This is a genomic window from Mesorhizobium sp. WSM4813 (assembly GCF_055811555.1).
This window is the reverse complement of record NZ_JBVVQU010000021.1, coordinates 25,562-40,434: the sequence shown is the minus strand read 5'-3', so window position 1 is coordinate 40,434 and position 14,873 is coordinate 25,562. Positions and strand designations below refer to the sequence as shown.

The following is a 14,873-nucleotide window of genomic DNA, read 5'->3' as shown; positions in this document are numbered from 1 at the left end:
CCGGCCGGCGCGCAAGTTCGACCGCGAGTTTGGCGTTCTCTTTTTGGCGCGCGTCTTTCATCTGTTCGGCCGATGCGCCGGTCCGTTGGAGGGTAGAGATTGAGAATCTGCCTTAGCTCTGGACCACCTCGTGCTGGCCGTGACCTCTGCAGACTTCGGATGAAGGGGCTGACCTATATTGTTGCGCGCAGGTTCATATCCGATCGCGGCAAGGGTCGCTTTCCTTGTCGCGTTGGCCGGCGTTCTCCTGCTCGCCGTTTTTCCGGAGTGGCTCCTGCAGAATTTGGGCGTGACCTTCACGCATCATGGCAAGCTCATCCACGCTGCCGCATTCGCTGTTTTGGCGGCCTTGGGAAGTCTTGGCTGGACGGGACACAAGGCAAAGCTGATTGTTCTCCTCGCATTTTCGGGCCTGGCGATTGAAGTTGTTCAGGGCGCGCAACTGATAGGGCGCGGTCCGGATGTATTCGACTGGATTGCCGACTGTGCCGGCATGGCCTGCGGGATCACGATCGCAAGCTGGACAAAGTGGCTGGCTGGAGGGCTGCCATAGGCGCTGGTCTGCGAATTACGTGTGACTTGATTCATGAATGAAATTACGGTGACAGTGCACCATTTTCTTTTCCCCGCCTGCCGCGGTTTCCCGATTTCACGGCTTTTCCGGTTTGCGTGGCAATCCGGTCCAGAAGTGCTTCGCTGCCCATCGGCAGCACAGATGCCGACATCGCGGCGCGGCAAGGCAAGTCGAGCCATACGTTCAATTTACACACAGCGACAGCCGAGAAAACATGGAGAAAAGTGCACTGTCACCGTAATTCCAAATTGGGCTGCTCGGGCCGTTCTGCGACAAAGAGAGTATCGGAGAGAAGCCCAAGCCGCTCGCGATCCGCGGAGGGTATACGATCTGAATTTATTTGGATGACGGTAAAACCAGCATACTCGATACGCTCCTTGATATCGGGTCCGTAGGCTCGCACGTGATCTGATCCGCCGAAGCGCTCGTCGCGCTCGCTCAGTGACATGGATGGCGTCGCTTCGATGGTTTGACGATAGATAAGCGGCACCTGGATCCAGACCTGTCCTCGGGGCTTAAGAGATGACCAAATTTCCCGAAATACATGCCGATCATCGGGTACGTGTTCCATGACGTGACACAAGACGACGATATCGAGATCGCCGGTGCGACTCATGTCCATCAGGTCAATCTTCACGGTATCTGGCCCGTACCGTCCTGGCTCGACATCGCCTTTGATTAGGTTGCCCGCTTGAGAGAGTCTCCTTGAAAGCCCCTTCTCGCTCGGCGCAATCTGGAGAATTCTAAGCTGTCCCGCCGGCAGCTTGATTAGCTTGCGGTCTAGAGCGTGAATCAAAAACCGCTCACGATCCACCGCATGACAAAGCGGGCAAATAAGCGTGTACCGCCCGAAACGGTAAAAAGCCGCTAGATCGCGATCGCAGGCATTGCAGTGATGAGCCTTCTTTGTCGGAAGGAGAGTCAGGGTAAGGGCTCTCAGCCAATCTCCGTATGAGTCAAGTTTGCGTGTGACCCGCCGCGCTGTGATGCGATCACCGTAGCTGCGAAAAAGAGATACCAGTCGGCTTTCTCGAACATCGTTCCATGATGGTTTCAGCATGTCGCCCTTTAAGGTTTTTTCACCTAAGGAGGGCTAATTTAGCGCCAGATGATATGATGTCGAGTCAGCCGAGCAGCAAGTGCTCGCGATGGGTCGCTGGCAATGAAGGGCGCGGTTTGCTCGGCAATCCGGTCCAGAAGTGCTTCGCTGCCCATCGGCCGCGCAGATGCCGACATCGGCGGCGCGGCAAGGCAAGTTGAGCCATGCGGCCAATCTACACACAGCGACAGCCGAGAAAAAATGGAGAAAAGTGCACTGTCACCGCAATTCCTTGGCGACGCATCCCGGTCCAATATGGATCATCATCGCTTGCTCAAACTGGTCTAAGGAGGAGTTCTCTTGCCAAATGGACCACGCGGTTCCGCTCGGACGTGGTCCAGCCTTGAGGATGACGCGTCTCAATGGCGAGCGCTCCGTCGGACGTGGCAGTTAGCCTGGTGTGGCCGTCGCGAAATCCAAGCGCCCGACTTTTGTAGCCAAGGTCTTCCAGCAATAAAGCAATCGTTGCACCGCAATACCCGGAAGTTGCGAAGAGGATGACGCGGGGGGCGAGAGATGCAATCTCCTCTTTCAATGCCTGTAAGTGAGGCTCTGCAATAGCTGGCCATCGATTCGCGGGCGGCGGCCTTGAACCGCCGACTTCGTCCATCTTGCAAATGTTCGTCCAAGCGATACGACGGCGAGACGGATCGATGAGATCGACCATTTGCCAGAAGGCTGACTTATTTCTCTTTTCAACCATCCACTTGGTAGATGCGGCCCCGCTCGTAGTCTGGTTGGTGTTTGACCCTACGAGCGTGCCTAGTGGTCCCGCGCTCTTTCCGACGTAAAGCAATGCCAAATTGCTTGTCGGATCATATTCAGGGCCGACGCCGGTCGCAAACACTCCGGGCAATGCCCAGCCTTGCTTAACGGCCACACGGTTGCATTCAGTAAGCTGTTTCCAAGTTGCGTCACTGATAGGCAACTTCCTTGACATGAGAAATCCCCCAGCATTCCGCTATTAAGCGCGCTCCTCCTGAGAGGCAGTCAAGTAGCCGGAAGATTTGCTGCTGCCAGACGTTCTGTTTCAAAACTGGCGAGACGGCATTCGGGTAACCCCACTGTGAAATTTTATGGCGGAGAGAGCGGGATTCGAACCCGCGTTACGGTTTCCCGTAAACACACTTTCCAGGCGTGCGCCTTCAACCACTCGGCCACCTCTCCGTCTTAGCATTTTCGCCGCGGCCGGTTTCACCGCGCGGGTTGGGGAGATGCGTCTCCCTTGGGGGATTCCGGTCCGGAACTCCGCACCGTAGGTGCCGTCAACCAGCGGACACCCTTTCCCCGCACCTGAGCCGTCAAAGCAACAGGCGCGGGGCTCATCTAGTCGATCCGGTGCCGAATGCCAAGACGCTCTATTCGCTTTGTCGGATAGCGATGCTCTGGCTATGCCATCAGCGCTGCCTTGGTAGCCGATCGCCGCGATCGGCGGCGTCTTAGCCGACTGGCGCCTCAGCAGCGCAAACCGGCGGCGTGGGTTCAACTTCGCGTGTCGCGATTGCGGATAAAGCGCGCAGATCCTATCTGTCAGGCCGATACAGACATCTGATAAGCTTCCGGGGAGGTAAGGTCTGGATGTTCCGCTTCGTCTTCCGTCTCGCGGCACTGGTTGCGCTTTCGGTTTCCGTCATCATGGCGGTGATCGACGCGACGCGCTCGGTGGCGGCCTCCGCGCTGGTTATGACCCCGCTCAACACGAGCTGGCTCGCCGTCTCGCCGGATACGCGAAGCGCCATCGAAAGCTTCGTCCGCGACGAGCTTGGTCCGCTGCTGTGGGACGGCGCCATCGCCTGGGTGCTCAGCCGGCCCGGTTTCGCCGTGTTTGCGGTGGTTGCCTTCATTCTCTACTTGATCGGCTACAGGCGGGAGCGGCCGACCGGGCGGTTCGCCTAGACTTGATGATTTGTTGTTGATGACCTTCTGGCGTCCCCAAACAAAGAGAAAGCCCCAAACAAGAGAAAGGGAGACCGCACATGTTTCTCAGCGACATGCTGAACAAGAAGCTCAATCTGCCGAAGCCTGCCGAGGCGCTGCCGGGCCGCGCCAAGCCTATCCCGACGGCATCCAAGCACTTCGTCTCGAAGCGGCCGCTCAAGGGGCCCTATCCCGAGGGGCTGGAGACGGCGATGTTCGGGCTGGGCTGCTTCTGGGGCGCCGAGCGCCTGTTCTGGCAGCTTGAAGGTGTCTGGGTCACGGCCGTCGGCTATGCCGGCGGCGTCACCCCCAACCCGACCTACCAGGAAACCTGCACCGGCCTTACCGGCCATGCCGAGGTCGTGCTCGTCGTCTTCGACCCGAAGATCGTCTCCTATGCACAGCTTCTGAAGCTGTTCTGGGAAAGCCACGACCCGACGCAGGGCATGCGCCAGGGCAACGATGTCGGCACCACCTACCGCTCGGCGATCTACACGTTCGGAGATGCGCAATACCAGGCGGCGATCGCCTCGCGCGACGCCTATGAGGCCTCGTTGCGCGGCGCCGGCCGCGGCAAGATCACCACCGAGATCGCGCCGGCGCCGGAATTCTACTTCGCCGAGGAAGACCACCAGCAATATCTGGCGAAGAATCCCTACGGCTATTGCAATCTGCAGGGCACCGGCGTCGCCTGCGCCATCCCGGCTGCCGTCTCCGCTTGAGGCATTTGGCGAGAGGATGATCGGTGGCGCCGGGATGCGGCGCCACGCTTTTCCAAAGGGTCAAAATTCCGCGTGAATTTTGTTTCGGGCCGTGCCAGATTGGCCCGAAGCGGGAGGAAGACACTCCTGTCTGATGTCGCGTGCCTGCCGGAGAACCGGGCAGGCAGGCGGTGCATAACGGAAAAATAACCGACAGGGTGTGGATCACATGAAACGTATCGTTCTCGGCCTCCTGGCCGCAACTGCGATGGTTCTTCCGGCCTTCGCCGCGGACATTCAGCCAGCACTTCTCTATGATCTCGGCGGCAAGTTCGACAAGTCGTTCAACGAAGCGTCCTACAACGGCGCCGAAAAGTTCAAGGCCGAAACCGGCATCGCCTATGTGGAATTCGAGGTCTCAAACGCGACCCAGCGCGAGCAGGCGCTGCGCCGTTTTGCCGAGGACGGCCGCAATCCGATCGCCATGGCGGGCTTCTCCTGGGCAGATGCGCTGGAGAAGATCGCCGTCGAGTTTCCAGAGACTAAATTCGCCATCATCGACATGGTCGTCGACAAGCCCAATGTCCGCTCTGTCGTCTACAAGGAGCAGGAAGGCTCCTACCTCGTCGGCGTGATGGCGGCGATGGCCTCAAAGACCAAAAAGGTCGGCTTCATCGGCGGCATGGACATTCCGCTGATTCGCCGATTCGGCTGCGGTTATGTCGGCGGCGCCAAGGCGGCCGGCGCGACCGATGTCATCCAGAACATGACCGGCGACACGCCGGCAGCCTGGAACGATCCGGCCAAAGGCGGCGAGATCGCCAAGACGCAGATCGACCAGGGCGCCGACGTGATCTACGCAGCGGCAGGCGGCACCGGTGTCGGCGTGCTGCAGGCAGCGGCCGACGCCGGCAAGCTCGGCATCGGCGTCGATTCCAACCAGAACGGCCTGCAGCCCGGCAAGGTGCTGACCTCGATGGTCAAGCGCGTCGACGTTGCCGTCTACAACACCTTCATGGACGCCAAGAACGACAAGTTCACCGGCGGCATCAACGATCTCGGCCTTAGGGAAGGCGGTGTCGACTACGCCATGGACGACAACAACAAGGCGCTTGTCGATGACGCGATGAAGGCGGCGGTCGAAAAGGCCAAGGCCGACATCATCGCCGGTACCATCAAGGTGCATGATTATATGTCGGACAATTCCTGCCCATATTGATCGCGAGATTGCCGATCTGATGGAAGCCGTCGGGTGAAAATCCGGCGGCTTTGCTTTCTCCGTAGGCTCACCAGTGCGGCGGCTTGGTTACCGGCACGTCCGATCCAGCCTGCTCCTCCAGCGCCAGGAAGCGGTCGGCCAGCGCATCAAGCTTGCGCTGCATGCGCTCGATCGCCTTCCACTGCTCGGCGATCTGGTCGGACAGTTCTTCGATGGTCTTCTCCTGCTCGGCGGCGCGGATTTCCAGCGTCGTCAGCCGGTCGGCGGGCATGGTCATCTGAAAAACCTCGGTTTCTTGCTGCGCAACTCTCAAGAGATGCGAATTTCGGGATTTGCCACATTAGAGCGACATGCGTCCAATCGGACCCACAAAGTAACCTTTGACACCTATATTCTTTGCATCGTGCATTCCGAAAATCGAATTCAATTTTCGGGCTCATGCGATAGGCTGCGGCTACGTTCGAAATTGACAAGCGCGCGGTGATTTGTCGAGAGTGAACGCTGCTCCGGCCAATTGGCACAGACCCAATTGGCACAGACTGGGCGTCATGCTAGGCGTTTTGACCAAGCGATAAAAATACGAGTGGGACAGGCTGCATGGCGCAAGCCGCAATCGAGCTGATCGGCATCAACAAGAGTTTTGGCGCCGTGCGCGCCAACCGCGACATCAATCTGGAGATCGTGCGCGGGACCATCCATGGTATCGTCGGCGAGAACGGCGCTGGCAAGTCGACGCTGATGTCGATCCTCTATGGTTTCTACCAGGCCGACAGCGGCGAGATCCGCGTCGGCGGCCAGCCGGCGTCGATCAAGTCGCCAAATGACGCCATCGCGCTCGGCATCGGCATGGTGCATCAGCATTTCATGCTGGTCGACAATTTCACGGTGCTGGAAAACGTCATTCTCGGCGCCGAAAGCGATGCGCTGCTGAAGAAGAGCATCACCAAGGCGCGATCCGAACTGGAACGGCTCGAGCGCGAATACGGGCTGGAGGTCGATCCCGATGCGATCATCGAAGAGTTGCCGGTCGGCCTGCAGCAGCGTGTCGAAATCCTCAAGGCGCTGTATCGCGGCGCTGAGATCCTGATCCTCGACGAGCCGACAGGCGTGCTCACCCCGGCTGAGGCCAACCATCTGTTCCGCATCCTCAAGCAGCTGAAGGAGCAGGGCAAAACGATCGTGCTGATCACCCACAAGCTGCGCGAGATCATGGCGATCACCGACACGGTCTCGGTCATGCGCCAGGGCACGATGGTGGCGACACGCGAAACCAGTAAGACCACCGTCGAGGAATTGGCCGAGCTGATGGTCGGGCGCCGCGTGCTGCTCAGGGTCGAGAAGGGCGAGGCGGAAGCCGGCGGCGTCAAGCTCGCGGTCAAGAACCTGACAGTGAAGGATTCGCGCGGCGTCACCATGGTCGACGACATCTCCTTCGATGTGCGCGCCGGCGAGATCGTCGGCATCGCCGGGGTCGCCGGCAACGGACAATCCGAAATGCTCGAGGCGATTTCAGGCATCAGGCGCGCCGTCTCGGGCTCCGTCATGCTCGACGGCAAGCCGATCGATCTGACCGGGGCCGCCGATCCCGGTGAGCTGCGCGACCGCGGCCTCGCCCATGTGCCGGAAGACCGTCATCATGTCGGGCTGGTGCTGGCCTTCGAGGAAAACGAGAATTCGATCCTCGGCTATCACGACGATCCGCGCTATCTCCGGGGGGCGTTCCTCAACATCGACGCCATCCGTGACGACGCCCGGGACAAGATCACCAAATATGACATCCGACCGACGGACTGCCGGCTCAAGACCGCGAATTTCTCCGGCGGCAACCAGCAGAAGATCGTGCTGGCGCGGGAAATGGAACAGGATCCTGGCGTGCTGATCGTCGGCCAGCCGACGCGCGGCGTCGATGTCGGCGCCATCGAATTCATCCACAAGCGGCTCATCGCCATGCGCGACCAGGGCAAGGCGGTGCTGGTGGTATCGGTCGAACTGGATGAGATACGCTCGCTCTCCGACCGCATTCTGGTGATGTTTGCCGGCCGCATCGTCGGCGAGCGCGGCCCGGAGGCGACCGAAGGCGAACTCGGACTGCTGATGGCCGGTGTCGAGCACCGCGAGGCGGCGGAATGAGTACGCCTTACGCCAAGCTGCCGGCCTGGGCCGATTACGGACTGATCCCGGTGATCAATCTCGCCGTTGCCTTCGTCGTCGCCGGCTTCGTCGTGCTTCTGGTTGGCGAAAATCCGTTCCGCGCTGCTGTCGTCCTGGTCGAGGGCGCCTTCGGCCGTGGACAAGGCATTGCGTTCACGCTTTTCTACGCCACCACCTTTATCTTCAGCGGGCTGTCGGTGGCGGTTGCGGCGCATTGCGGCCTTTTCAACATCGGTGGCGAGGGCCAGGGCTATATCGCCGGTCTCGGCATCGGCATCGTCTGCCTGGCCTTCGACAGCGTGCTGCCATGGTGGCTCACCTTCCCGCTGGCGATCGTCGCCGCCGCGGCGATGGGTGCGCTGTGGGCGCTGATCCCAGCCTATCTGCAGGCCAAGCGCGGCTCGCACATCGTTATCACCACCATCATGTTCAACTTCATCGCCGCCAGCGTCATGGTCTACGCACTGGTCGGATTCTTGAAGCCGGTCAATTCGATGGCGCCGCAGACGCGCACCTTCCTCGAAGGCGCGCAACTGCCGAAGCTCAACTGGGTCATCGAGTTGTTCGGCGCCAAGATACGCTCGGCGCCGTTCAACATCAGCTTCCTGCTGGCGCTGGTCATGGCCTTTCTGGTCTGGGCGCTGATCTGGCGCACCAGGCTCGGTTACGAGATGCGCACCTACGGCCACAGTTCGAAAGCGGCGCGCTATGCCGGCATTTCGGAGACCCGCATCATCATCGTCGCCATGATGATTTCGGGCGCGCTCGCCGGCATGATGGCGCTCAACCCGACGATGGGCGACCAGCACAATGTCGCGCTCGAATTCGTTTCGGGCGCCGGGTTCGTCGGCATCGCCGTGGCGCTGATGGGGCGTCTGCACCCGGTCGGCATCGTCCTCGCCGCAATATTATTCGGCATGCTCTACCAGGGCGGTGCCGAGCTCGCCTTCGAGATGCCGGCGATCAGCCGCGACATGATCGTCATCATCCAGGGCTTGGTCATCCTGTTCGCCGGCGCGCTCGAGCACATGTTCCGGCCTTATGTCCAGGCGCTGTTCGCCTCGCTCAGCCCGAGATCTGTCGGCATGGAAGCGATCAAGGGGAAGGGTGCCTGAGATGGATTTCTTCAACGCCATCGTCCAGGTTCTGGACTCGACCATCCGCCTGTCGGTGCCCTTGTTGCTCGCTTGCCTCGCCGGCCTCTATTCGGAGCGGGCCGGCATCTTCGACATCGGGCTCGAGGGCAAGATGCTGGTCGGCGCCTTCGCCGGTGCCGCCGCAGCCTCCGTCTTCCATTCCGCCTATCTCGGCCTCGGCATGGCTATCCTCATCTCGGTCGCTTTCGCGCTGGTCCACGGCTTTGCCTCGATCACCCATCGCGGCAACCAGATCGTCTCCGGCGTGGCGATCAATTTCATCGCCGCCGGATCGACGATCATGCTCGGCCAGGCCTGGTTCCAGCAAGGCGGACGCACCCCGGCGCTTGCGCCCGGCGAGCGGTTCGGGGCGATCATCTGGCCCGGTGCGGATGCTGTCAGGGGGGTGCCGATCCTCGGTCCGATATATTCGGAACTCATCTCCGGCCATTCCGTGCTGGTCTATGTCGCCTTCCTCGCCGTGCCGTTCACCTGGTGGGTGCTGTTCCGCACCCGCTTCGGCTTGCGCATGCGCGCGGTCGGTGAGAACCCGGCCGCGGTCGACACCGCCGGCATCTCAGTCGCCTGGCTGCGCTACCGGGCGCTGATCTGCACCGGCGTGCTCACTGGCATTGCCGGCGCCTATCTGTCGATGGTGCAGAATGGCGGCTTCGTGAAGGACATGACCGCCGGCAAGGGTTATATCGCGCTGGCCGCGCTGATCTTCGCCAAATGGAAGCCGGTCAACGCCATGTTCGCCTGCCTGTTGTTCGGCTTCCTCGACGCGCTGTCGATCCGCCTGCAGGGCACGCCGCTGCCGCTGATCGGCAAGGTGCCGGTACAGCTCATGCAGGCGCTGCCCTATATCCTCACCGTCATCCTGCTCGCCGGCTTCATCGGCAAGGCGATCCCGCCGCGCGCCGGCGGCGTGCCCTATGTCAAGGAACGCTGAGCATGGTCCCGAAAAGTGCATGCCGGTTTTCGGATCGGGCCATGCGAAAAGGAAAATATGAGCATGATCCCGAACCGCAGGTCCGCGTCAGCGAAAAGTGGAAGCCGGTTTTCGGACAAGATCATGCAAGGGAAAAACGATGTCGCATGATATGTTCGAAGCGGCCAAGGCCGCCATGGCGAAGGCCTATGCGCCCTATTCGAAGTTTCCGGTCGGGGCGGCATTGCGCACCGAGGACGGCCGCGTCTTTGCCGGCGCCAACATCGAGGTCGCTTCCTATCCGGAAGGCTGGTGCGCCGAAACCACCGCGCTCGGCCACTACATCATGGGCGGCGGCGGCAGGATCACGGAGATCGCGGTGATCGCCGAGCGCATGCCGAAATGCTCGCCCTGCGGCGGCTGCCGGCAGCGGCTGGCCGAATTCTGCCGGCCGGAAACCAAACTCTATCTCTGCGACAATGGCGGCGTGGTCGAGACCGTGACCCTGGGCGAGATGCTGCCCTACGGCTTCCAGGGCGACATGTTGAAATGAAGAGCTGTTGAAATGAAGAGCTGGTTGAAATGAAGGAAGCGCTTGATCGTCTCGTCGAAAGGCTGGACGGGCTGGCGCCCGCCACCGCGCTGGTCTTGGGTTCGGGTCTTGGCGAGCTTGTCGACCAGGTCGAGGACGCTGTCCGCATTTCCTATGCCGAATTGCCGGGCTTTCCCAGAAGCGGCGTCACAGGCCATGCCGGCGAGGTGGTGGCGGGACGTTTTGCCGGCACACCAGTGCTGATGCTGTCCGGCCGCGCTCACTACTACGAGCACGGCAACGCGGCTGCGATGCGGCCAGCGCTGGAGGTGCTCGCCGGCCTCGGCATCTCGAAACTGATCCTCACCAATGCCGCCGGCTCGGTCGATCCGGACATGGGGCCGGGCTCGGTGATGCTGATCACCGATCACATCAATTTCTCCGGCTCCAACCCGCTGATCGGCGAGCCGAGCGACCGCCGCTTCGTCGGCCTGACCGAAGCCTATGATGCCGGCCTTCGCGCGGCGATCGAGGTGGCGGCGAAGGCGACGGCTACCGCCCTGCACAAGGGGATCTATATGTGGTTTTCCGGGCCGTGCTTCGAGACGCCCGCCGAGATCCGCATGGCGCGCGTCATGGGCGCCAATGCCGTCGGCATGTCGACCGTGCCGGAGGTCATTCTCGCCCGCTTCCTCGGCCTGCGCGTCGCCGCCTGCTCGGTCATCACCAACCTTGCCGCAGGGATGACCGGGGCGGAGCTTTCGCACCAGGAGACCAAGGACATGGCGCCAATCGGCGGCGCGCGGCTGGCTACGATCCTCCACCGTATGTTCCAGGACGGGTTGCCGGGGCGTAAGGTCCCGGCCTGATGCTTCCCCAGGAAATCATCCGCAGCAAGCGCGACGGTCACAGGCTGTCGACGCAGGAGATCGCCAGCTTCATCGAAGGCGTGACCGCCGGCACTGTCTCGGACGGCCAGGTCGGGGCCTTCGCCATGGCGGTGTTCTTCAACGGCATGAGCCGCGACGAGGCGGTGGCGCTGACGCTGGCCATGCGCGATTCCGGCGACGTGCTCGACTGGTCGGACCTGCCGGGCCCGGTCACCGACAAACATTCGACAGGCGGCGTCGGCGACAATGTCTCGCTGTTGGTGGCGCCGATCGTCGCCGCCTGCGGCGCTTATGTGCCGATGATTTCCGGCCGCGGTCTTGGCCATACCGGCGGCACGCTGGACAAGATGGATGCAATCCCCGGCTATATCAGCCAGCCGGATGTGGCGGGCTTCCGCAAGGCAGTGCTCGAAGCCGGCTGCGCCATCATCGGCCAGACCGCCGATCTCGCGCCCGCCGATCGCAGGCTCTATGCGATCCGCGACGTGACGGGAACCGTCGAATCGGTGCCGCTGATCACCGCCTCGATCCTGTCAAAGAAGCTGGCCGCCGGCCTGCAGTCGCTGGTGCTCGACGTGAAGGTCGGCAACGGCGCCTTCATGGAAAAATCCCGTGACGCAACAACACTGGCGAACAGCCTGGTCGAAGTCGCCAATGGCGCCGGACTGAAGACCTCGGCACTGGTCACCGGCATGAACGAGCCGCTGGCGTCGGCTGCCGGCAACGCGGTCGAGGTGCGCAATGCCGTCGATTTTCTCACCGGCCGCTTCCGCGACCGGCGCCTGGAGGATGTGACGCTGGCACTGGCCGCAGACATGCTGCAGTCGGCCGGGCTGGTCTCGTCCAACCAGGACGGCATGCGGCGCGCCGCCGAGACGCTTGCCGGCGGCGGTGCCGCAGCCGTCTTCGCGCGCATGGTGGCGGCGCTCGGCGGGCCGGCCGACTTCGTCGAGAACCCGGAAAAATACCTGCCGAAGGCAGCGACGGAGTTCGCGGTCAAGGCGACCGAAAACGGCTTCGTCACCGGCATCGCCACCCGCGAAATCGGGCTCGCCGTCGTCCGGCTTGGCGGCGGGCGCATACGGCCGGACGACAGGATCGACCATGCGGTCGGCATCACCAGGCTATTGCCGGTCGGTGCGGAGGTGCGGGTCGGCGAGGCGCTGGCGCTGGTCTATGCCCGCAATGCCGGGGATGCCGAAGCGGCCGCCGCCGCCGTGCTTTCGGCCTATGCGATCGGCGCTTCGAAGCCACCCGCGGAAAAAACCGTGATCAGGCGGATCCTGCCACGCGGGTGATCACTGGACGAGCAGCAGCGCGCCGTTTTCGACCTGGTACTTTTCAAGCCGCTGGAGAAAGCTCAGCCCGATCAAATTGGTGCGCAGCGCCTTGTCGTCGAGCACCACCGCCTGGATGCCGTCGACCGTGATCTTACCGATCTGCAGCCGATCGACGGTGACCAGGGCAGCCTTGATCGCCCCGTTGGCGGTGTTGACCTGGTGTTTGAAGTCCGACGCGTTCAGCGAAATGCCGATCCTGCGTGCCGTCGAGCTGTTGATGGCGACGAGCGTCGCGCCGGTGTCGATCATGCCGTCGACCGTTCGACCGTTGAGCTTGAACGCCGACGTGAAATGCCCACGCGCGTCCGCCGCGATCACGACCTTGCGGCCGAGCGGCTGCGCCGGTCTGTCAGGAACCGTGGCCAGGTTCAGGTCCGTTTGCGTTTCGACCTCCGGCCTGGCCCCGACCGCCGATTTCAGCAGGCCTTCGAACATCTGCGGATTCGACTGATAGAGCATCGGGAACGACGCCGATGTTACGGCGAGCACGCTAAGGATGAGAAGATTGCGCAGCATGGACCGGCCTTCGTGAAGGCCCATGCTTATAGCGACATGGTGTTTGCCGCTTTAACGGACGCGGAAAGCGGTCGTTTGCGTAAATGATCGGTAAACGAGTGGCACGGTCATTTGGTCCCGTACATACGATCGCCGGCGTCGCCGAGGCCTGGCATGATGTAGCCCTTCTCGTTGAGCTGGCGGTCGATGGAAGCGGTGAAGACCGGGACATCGGGATGCGCCTTGGTGAAGCGCTCGAGGCCCTCTGGCGAGGCTAGCAGGCAGAGGAAGCGGATGTTGGTGGCGCCGCGCCCTTTCAGCTTGTCGATCGCCGCGATCGCCGAATTGGCGGTCGCCAGCATCGGATCGACGACGATCACCAGCCGGTCGGCGAGATCGCTCGGCGCTTTGAAGAAATACTCGACCGCTTCCAGCGTTTCGTGGTCGCGGTAGAGACCGATATGGGCGACGCGCGCCGCCGGCACCAGGTCGAGCAGGCCTTCGAGCAAGCCGTTGCCGGCGCGCAGCACCGAGGCGAAGACCAGCTTCTTGCCCTCCAGCGTCGGCGCTTCCATCGTCTCGATCGGCGTTTCGATCGTCGTCGTCGTCAGTTCGAGGTTGCGGGTGACCTCGTAGCCGAGCAGCAGTGAGATCTCGCGCAGCAGCCGCCGGAAGCCGGCCGTCGAGGTTTCCTTCTTGCGCATGATGGTCAGCTTGTGCTGGACAAGCGGGTGGTCGACGACAGTGACGCCCTGCATGGTGTTCTCCTAGCTGCGCAGTTAGTGAATGGTGAATAGTGAATAGTGAATAGGTTTGCGAGTCCTTGGTTTAGCGGAAAAACTCGCGGTTGACGGACCGAAGCGCCGGGTGAACCATTCACCATTCACCATTCACCATTCACCTGCCCTTGACGTCGAGCCGGCCCAGCAGCATTGCCCTGGTCTTCTTGTCGATGAAGGCGGCCTCGATGGCAGTTCTGGTGACGGCGGCGAGCGCCTTGTCGTTCATCGAAAAATGCTCTGCGGCAATGTCGTATTCGCGCTTCAGCGACGTCCAGAAATAGGGCGGATCGTCGGAGTTGAGCGTCACCTTGCAGCCCGCCGCCTGCAGTGCCGGAAAAGGATGATCGGCGAAACTGTCGAAGACCTTCAGCGCGATGTTGGAACTCGGACAGCACTCGAGCACGACGCCTTCGTCGGCGATGCGCCGGACAAGGTCGCGATTCTCGATGGCGCGCACGCCATGGCCGATGCGGGCGGGGCGGATGTGGTCGAGTGCGGCCTTGACACTCTCCCAGCCCATCAGTTCGCCGGCATGGACGGTGATACCGAGGCCGCCCTCCCGCGCGATTTCGAAGGCCCTGACATAATCCTCCAGATCGCCCATCCGCTCGTCGCCGGCGACGCCGAAGCCGGTGACCAGCGGATGCCCGCAGCGGGCCGCGAAGCGCGCCGCCTGCTCGATCGATTCGACGCCGGCGTTGCGCACGCCGGTGACGATCATGCGGCCTTCGATGCCGGTCTTGGCCTTGGCGCGCGCCATGCCTTCGCCGAGCGCGTCCGTATAGGCCTTGGGCGACAGGCCGGCCTTGCCGGCGTGGTCCGGCGAGGTGAAAATCTCGGAATAGATGGCGCCGTTGCGGGCGAGGCTGGTCAGGTAATGATCGGCCAGCCGCGCATAGTCTTCTTCCGTGCGGAACAGGTCGGAGGAGAAGTCATAGGCGGCGAGGAAGGAGGTGAAATCGTGCCAGACGAAAGAGCCGTTCTGAATGTAGGGCGAGGCGTCCTTGCCGTATTTCTGCGCCTGGCGGATGACGAGTTCGGGCGCCGCTGCCCCTTCGATATGGCAGTGCAGTTCCGCTTTAAAAGGCATGCAATCATCCCGTCAG

General features: G+C 62.0%; 16 protein-coding genes and 1 tRNA gene. 10 read left to right on the top strand and 7 right to left on the bottom strand.

Features of this window, described 5'->3' with window-relative positions:
• Nucleotides 1–178: 178 nt before the first annotated feature.
• The gene (locus AC0L25_RS14375; RefSeq protein ID WP_473596101.1) at nucleotides 179–553 is read left to right on the top strand and encodes a VanZ family protein; all 375 of its coding nucleotides are present in this window, start codon (nucleotides 179–181) and stop codon (nucleotides 551–553) included.
• Between the two features lie 253 nt (nucleotides 554–806).
• On the opposite strand, the gene AC0L25_RS14370 is transcribed toward AC0L25_RS14375, so the two are convergent.
• The 3 genes from AC0L25_RS14370 to AC0L25_RS14360 form a co-directional block, all read right to left on the bottom strand.
• Nucleotides 807–1,634 (bottom strand): methyltransferase domain-containing protein, encoded by an 828-nt coding sequence (locus AC0L25_RS14370; RefSeq protein ID WP_473596100.1) that lies wholly within the window; start codon nucleotides 1,632–1,634, stop codon nucleotides 807–809.
• 313 nt (nucleotides 1,635–1,947) lie between these two features.
• Complete coding sequence (locus AC0L25_RS14365; RefSeq protein WP_473596099.1) at nucleotides 1,948–2,613, bottom strand: hypothetical protein; 666 nt, start codon at nucleotides 2,611–2,613, stop codon at nucleotides 1,948–1,950.
• A gap of 137 nt (nucleotides 2,614–2,750) precedes the next feature.
• Nucleotides 2,751–2,840: transfer RNA gene (locus tag AC0L25_RS14360), tRNA-Ser, on the bottom strand.
• Nucleotides 2,841–3,251: 411 nt separating this feature from the next.
• Between AC0L25_RS14360 and AC0L25_RS14355 the strand changes: the two genes are divergently transcribed.
• The 3 genes from AC0L25_RS14355 (at nucleotide 3,252) to AC0L25_RS14345 (ending at nucleotide 5,510) form a co-directional block, all read left to right on the top strand.
• Entirely contained in the window at nucleotides 3,252–3,569 is a 318-nt protein-coding gene (locus AC0L25_RS14355; protein ID WP_473596098.1) for a hypothetical protein, read from the top strand.
• An 80-nt stretch (nucleotides 3,570–3,649) separates the two neighbouring features.
• A complete protein-coding gene (gene msrA / locus AC0L25_RS14350) occupies nucleotides 3,650–4,312 on the top strand; it encodes a peptide-methionine (S)-S-oxide reductase MsrA (protein WP_473596097.1) in 663 nt (220 codons plus the stop codon).
• Nucleotides 4,313–4,520: 208 nt separating this feature from the next.
• Nucleotides 4,521–5,510: a BMP family lipoprotein gene (locus tag AC0L25_RS14345; protein WP_473596096.1), complete on the top strand. Its 990-nt coding sequence runs from the start codon at nucleotides 4,521–4,523 to the stop codon at nucleotides 5,508–5,510.
• Nucleotides 5,511–5,577: 67 nt separating this feature from the next.
• Here the strand turns inward: AC0L25_RS14345 and AC0L25_RS14340 are convergent, their stop codons facing one another.
• Complete coding sequence (locus tag AC0L25_RS14340) at nucleotides 5,578–5,787, bottom strand: SlyX family protein (RefSeq protein ID WP_473596095.1); 210 nt, start codon at nucleotides 5,785–5,787, stop codon at nucleotides 5,578–5,580.
• Between the two features lie 320 nt (nucleotides 5,788–6,107).
• On the opposite strand from AC0L25_RS14340, the gene AC0L25_RS14335 reads away from it, so the two are divergent.
• The 6 genes from AC0L25_RS14335 to deoA all read left to right on the top strand — a co-directional run bounded on the left by AC0L25_RS14335 (nucleotide 6,108) and on the right by deoA (nucleotide 12,448).
• Nucleotides 6,108–7,640, top strand: coding sequence for an ABC transporter ATP-binding protein (locus tag AC0L25_RS14335; protein ID WP_473596094.1), 1,533 nt, complete (start codon nucleotides 6,108–6,110; stop codon nucleotides 7,638–7,640).
• Nucleotides 7,637–8,776 carry an ABC transporter permease gene (locus tag AC0L25_RS14330; RefSeq protein ID WP_473596093.1) on the top strand — a complete coding sequence of 380 codons (1,140 nt, stop codon included), beginning with the start codon at nucleotides 7,637–7,639 and terminating at the stop codon, nucleotides 8,774–8,776. The genes AC0L25_RS14335 and AC0L25_RS14330 overlap by 4 nt, the downstream gene beginning before the upstream one ends.
• Nucleotide 8,777: 1 nt before the next feature.
• Nucleotides 8,778–9,749, top strand: coding sequence for an ABC transporter permease (locus tag AC0L25_RS14325; protein ID WP_473596092.1), 972 nt, complete (start codon nucleotides 8,778–8,780; stop codon nucleotides 9,747–9,749).
• 139 nt (nucleotides 9,750–9,888) lie between these two features.
• On the top strand, nucleotides 9,889–10,281 hold the full coding sequence (cdd, locus tag AC0L25_RS14320; protein ID WP_473596091.1) for a cytidine deaminase: 393 nt from the start codon (nucleotides 9,889–9,891) through the stop codon (nucleotides 10,279–10,281).
• Nucleotides 10,282–10,310: 29 nt separating this feature from the next.
• Complete coding sequence (locus tag AC0L25_RS14315) at nucleotides 10,311–11,129, top strand: purine-nucleoside phosphorylase (protein WP_473596090.1); 819 nt, start codon at nucleotides 10,311–10,313, stop codon at nucleotides 11,127–11,129.
• A complete protein-coding gene (gene deoA, locus AC0L25_RS14310; RefSeq protein ID WP_473596089.1) occupies nucleotides 11,129–12,448 on the top strand; it encodes a thymidine phosphorylase in 1,320 nt (439 codons plus the stop codon). The genes AC0L25_RS14315 and deoA overlap by 1 nt, the downstream gene beginning before the upstream one ends.
• Here the strand turns inward: deoA and AC0L25_RS14305 are convergent, their stop codons facing one another.
• The 3 genes from AC0L25_RS14305 to AC0L25_RS14295 form a co-directional block, all read right to left on the bottom strand.
• Complete coding sequence (locus AC0L25_RS14305) at nucleotides 12,449–13,006, bottom strand: TIGR02281 family clan AA aspartic protease (RefSeq protein WP_473596088.1); 558 nt, start codon at nucleotides 13,004–13,006, stop codon at nucleotides 12,449–12,451.
• A 107-nt stretch (nucleotides 13,007–13,113) separates the two neighbouring features.
• Nucleotides 13,114–13,743, bottom strand: a complete 630-nt coding sequence (upp, locus tag AC0L25_RS14300) for a uracil phosphoribosyltransferase (protein ID WP_352954522.1) — start codon at nucleotides 13,741–13,743, stop codon at nucleotides 13,114–13,116.
• Between the two features lie 139 nt (nucleotides 13,744–13,882).
• On the bottom strand, nucleotides 13,883–14,857 hold the full coding sequence (locus tag AC0L25_RS14295) for an adenosine deaminase (protein ID WP_473596087.1): 975 nt from the start codon (nucleotides 14,855–14,857) through the stop codon (nucleotides 13,883–13,885).
• Nucleotides 14,858–14,873: the final 16 nt, after the last annotated feature.

Excerpts from the sequence above, each read along its gene's own strand:
- AC0L25_RS14365 (WP_473596099.1), bottom strand. The coding sequence starts at position 2,613 with ATGTCAAGGAAGTTGCCTATCAGTGACGCAACTTGGAAACAGCTTACT.
- upp (WP_352954522.1), bottom strand. The coding sequence starts at position 13,743 with ATGCAGGGCGTCACTGTCGTCGACCACCCGCTTGTCCAGCACAAGCTG.
- cdd (WP_473596091.1), top strand. The coding sequence starts at position 9,889 with ATGTCGCATGATATGTTCGAAGCGGCCAAGGCCGCCATGGCGAAGGCC.
- AC0L25_RS14345 (WP_473596096.1), top strand. The coding sequence starts at position 4,521 with ATGAAACGTATCGTTCTCGGCCTCCTGGCCGCAACTGCGATGGTTCTT.
- AC0L25_RS14340 (WP_473596095.1), bottom strand. The coding sequence starts at position 5,787 with ATGACCATGCCCGCCGACCGGCTGACGACGCTGGAAATCCGCGCCGCC.
- AC0L25_RS14370 (WP_473596100.1), bottom strand. The coding sequence starts at position 1,634 with ATGCTGAAACCATCATGGAACGATGTTCGAGAAAGCCGACTGGTATCT.
- AC0L25_RS14325 (WP_473596092.1), top strand. The coding sequence starts at position 8,778 with ATGGATTTCTTCAACGCCATCGTCCAGGTTCTGGACTCGACCATCCGC.
- AC0L25_RS14335 (WP_473596094.1), top strand. The coding sequence starts at position 6,108 with ATGGCGCAAGCCGCAATCGAGCTGATCGGCATCAACAAGAGTTTTGGC.
- AC0L25_RS14305 (WP_473596088.1), bottom strand. The coding sequence starts at position 13,006 with ATGCTGCGCAATCTTCTCATCCTTAGCGTGCTCGCCGTAACATCGGCG.
- AC0L25_RS14315 (WP_473596090.1), top strand. The coding sequence starts at position 10,311 with ATGAAGGAAGCGCTTGATCGTCTCGTCGAAAGGCTGGACGGGCTGGCG.
- msrA (WP_473596097.1), top strand. The coding sequence starts at position 3,650 with ATGTTTCTCAGCGACATGCTGAACAAGAAGCTCAATCTGCCGAAGCCT.
- AC0L25_RS14330 (WP_473596093.1), top strand. The coding sequence starts at position 7,637 with ATGAGTACGCCTTACGCCAAGCTGCCGGCCTGGGCCGATTACGGACTG.
- deoA (WP_473596089.1), top strand. The coding sequence starts at position 11,129 with ATGCTTCCCCAGGAAATCATCCGCAGCAAGCGCGACGGTCACAGGCTG.
- AC0L25_RS14295 (WP_473596087.1), bottom strand. The coding sequence starts at position 14,857 with ATGCCTTTTAAAGCGGAACTGCACTGCCATATCGAAGGGGCAGCGGCG.
- AC0L25_RS14355 (WP_473596098.1), top strand. The coding sequence starts at position 3,252 with ATGTTCCGCTTCGTCTTCCGTCTCGCGGCACTGGTTGCGCTTTCGGTT.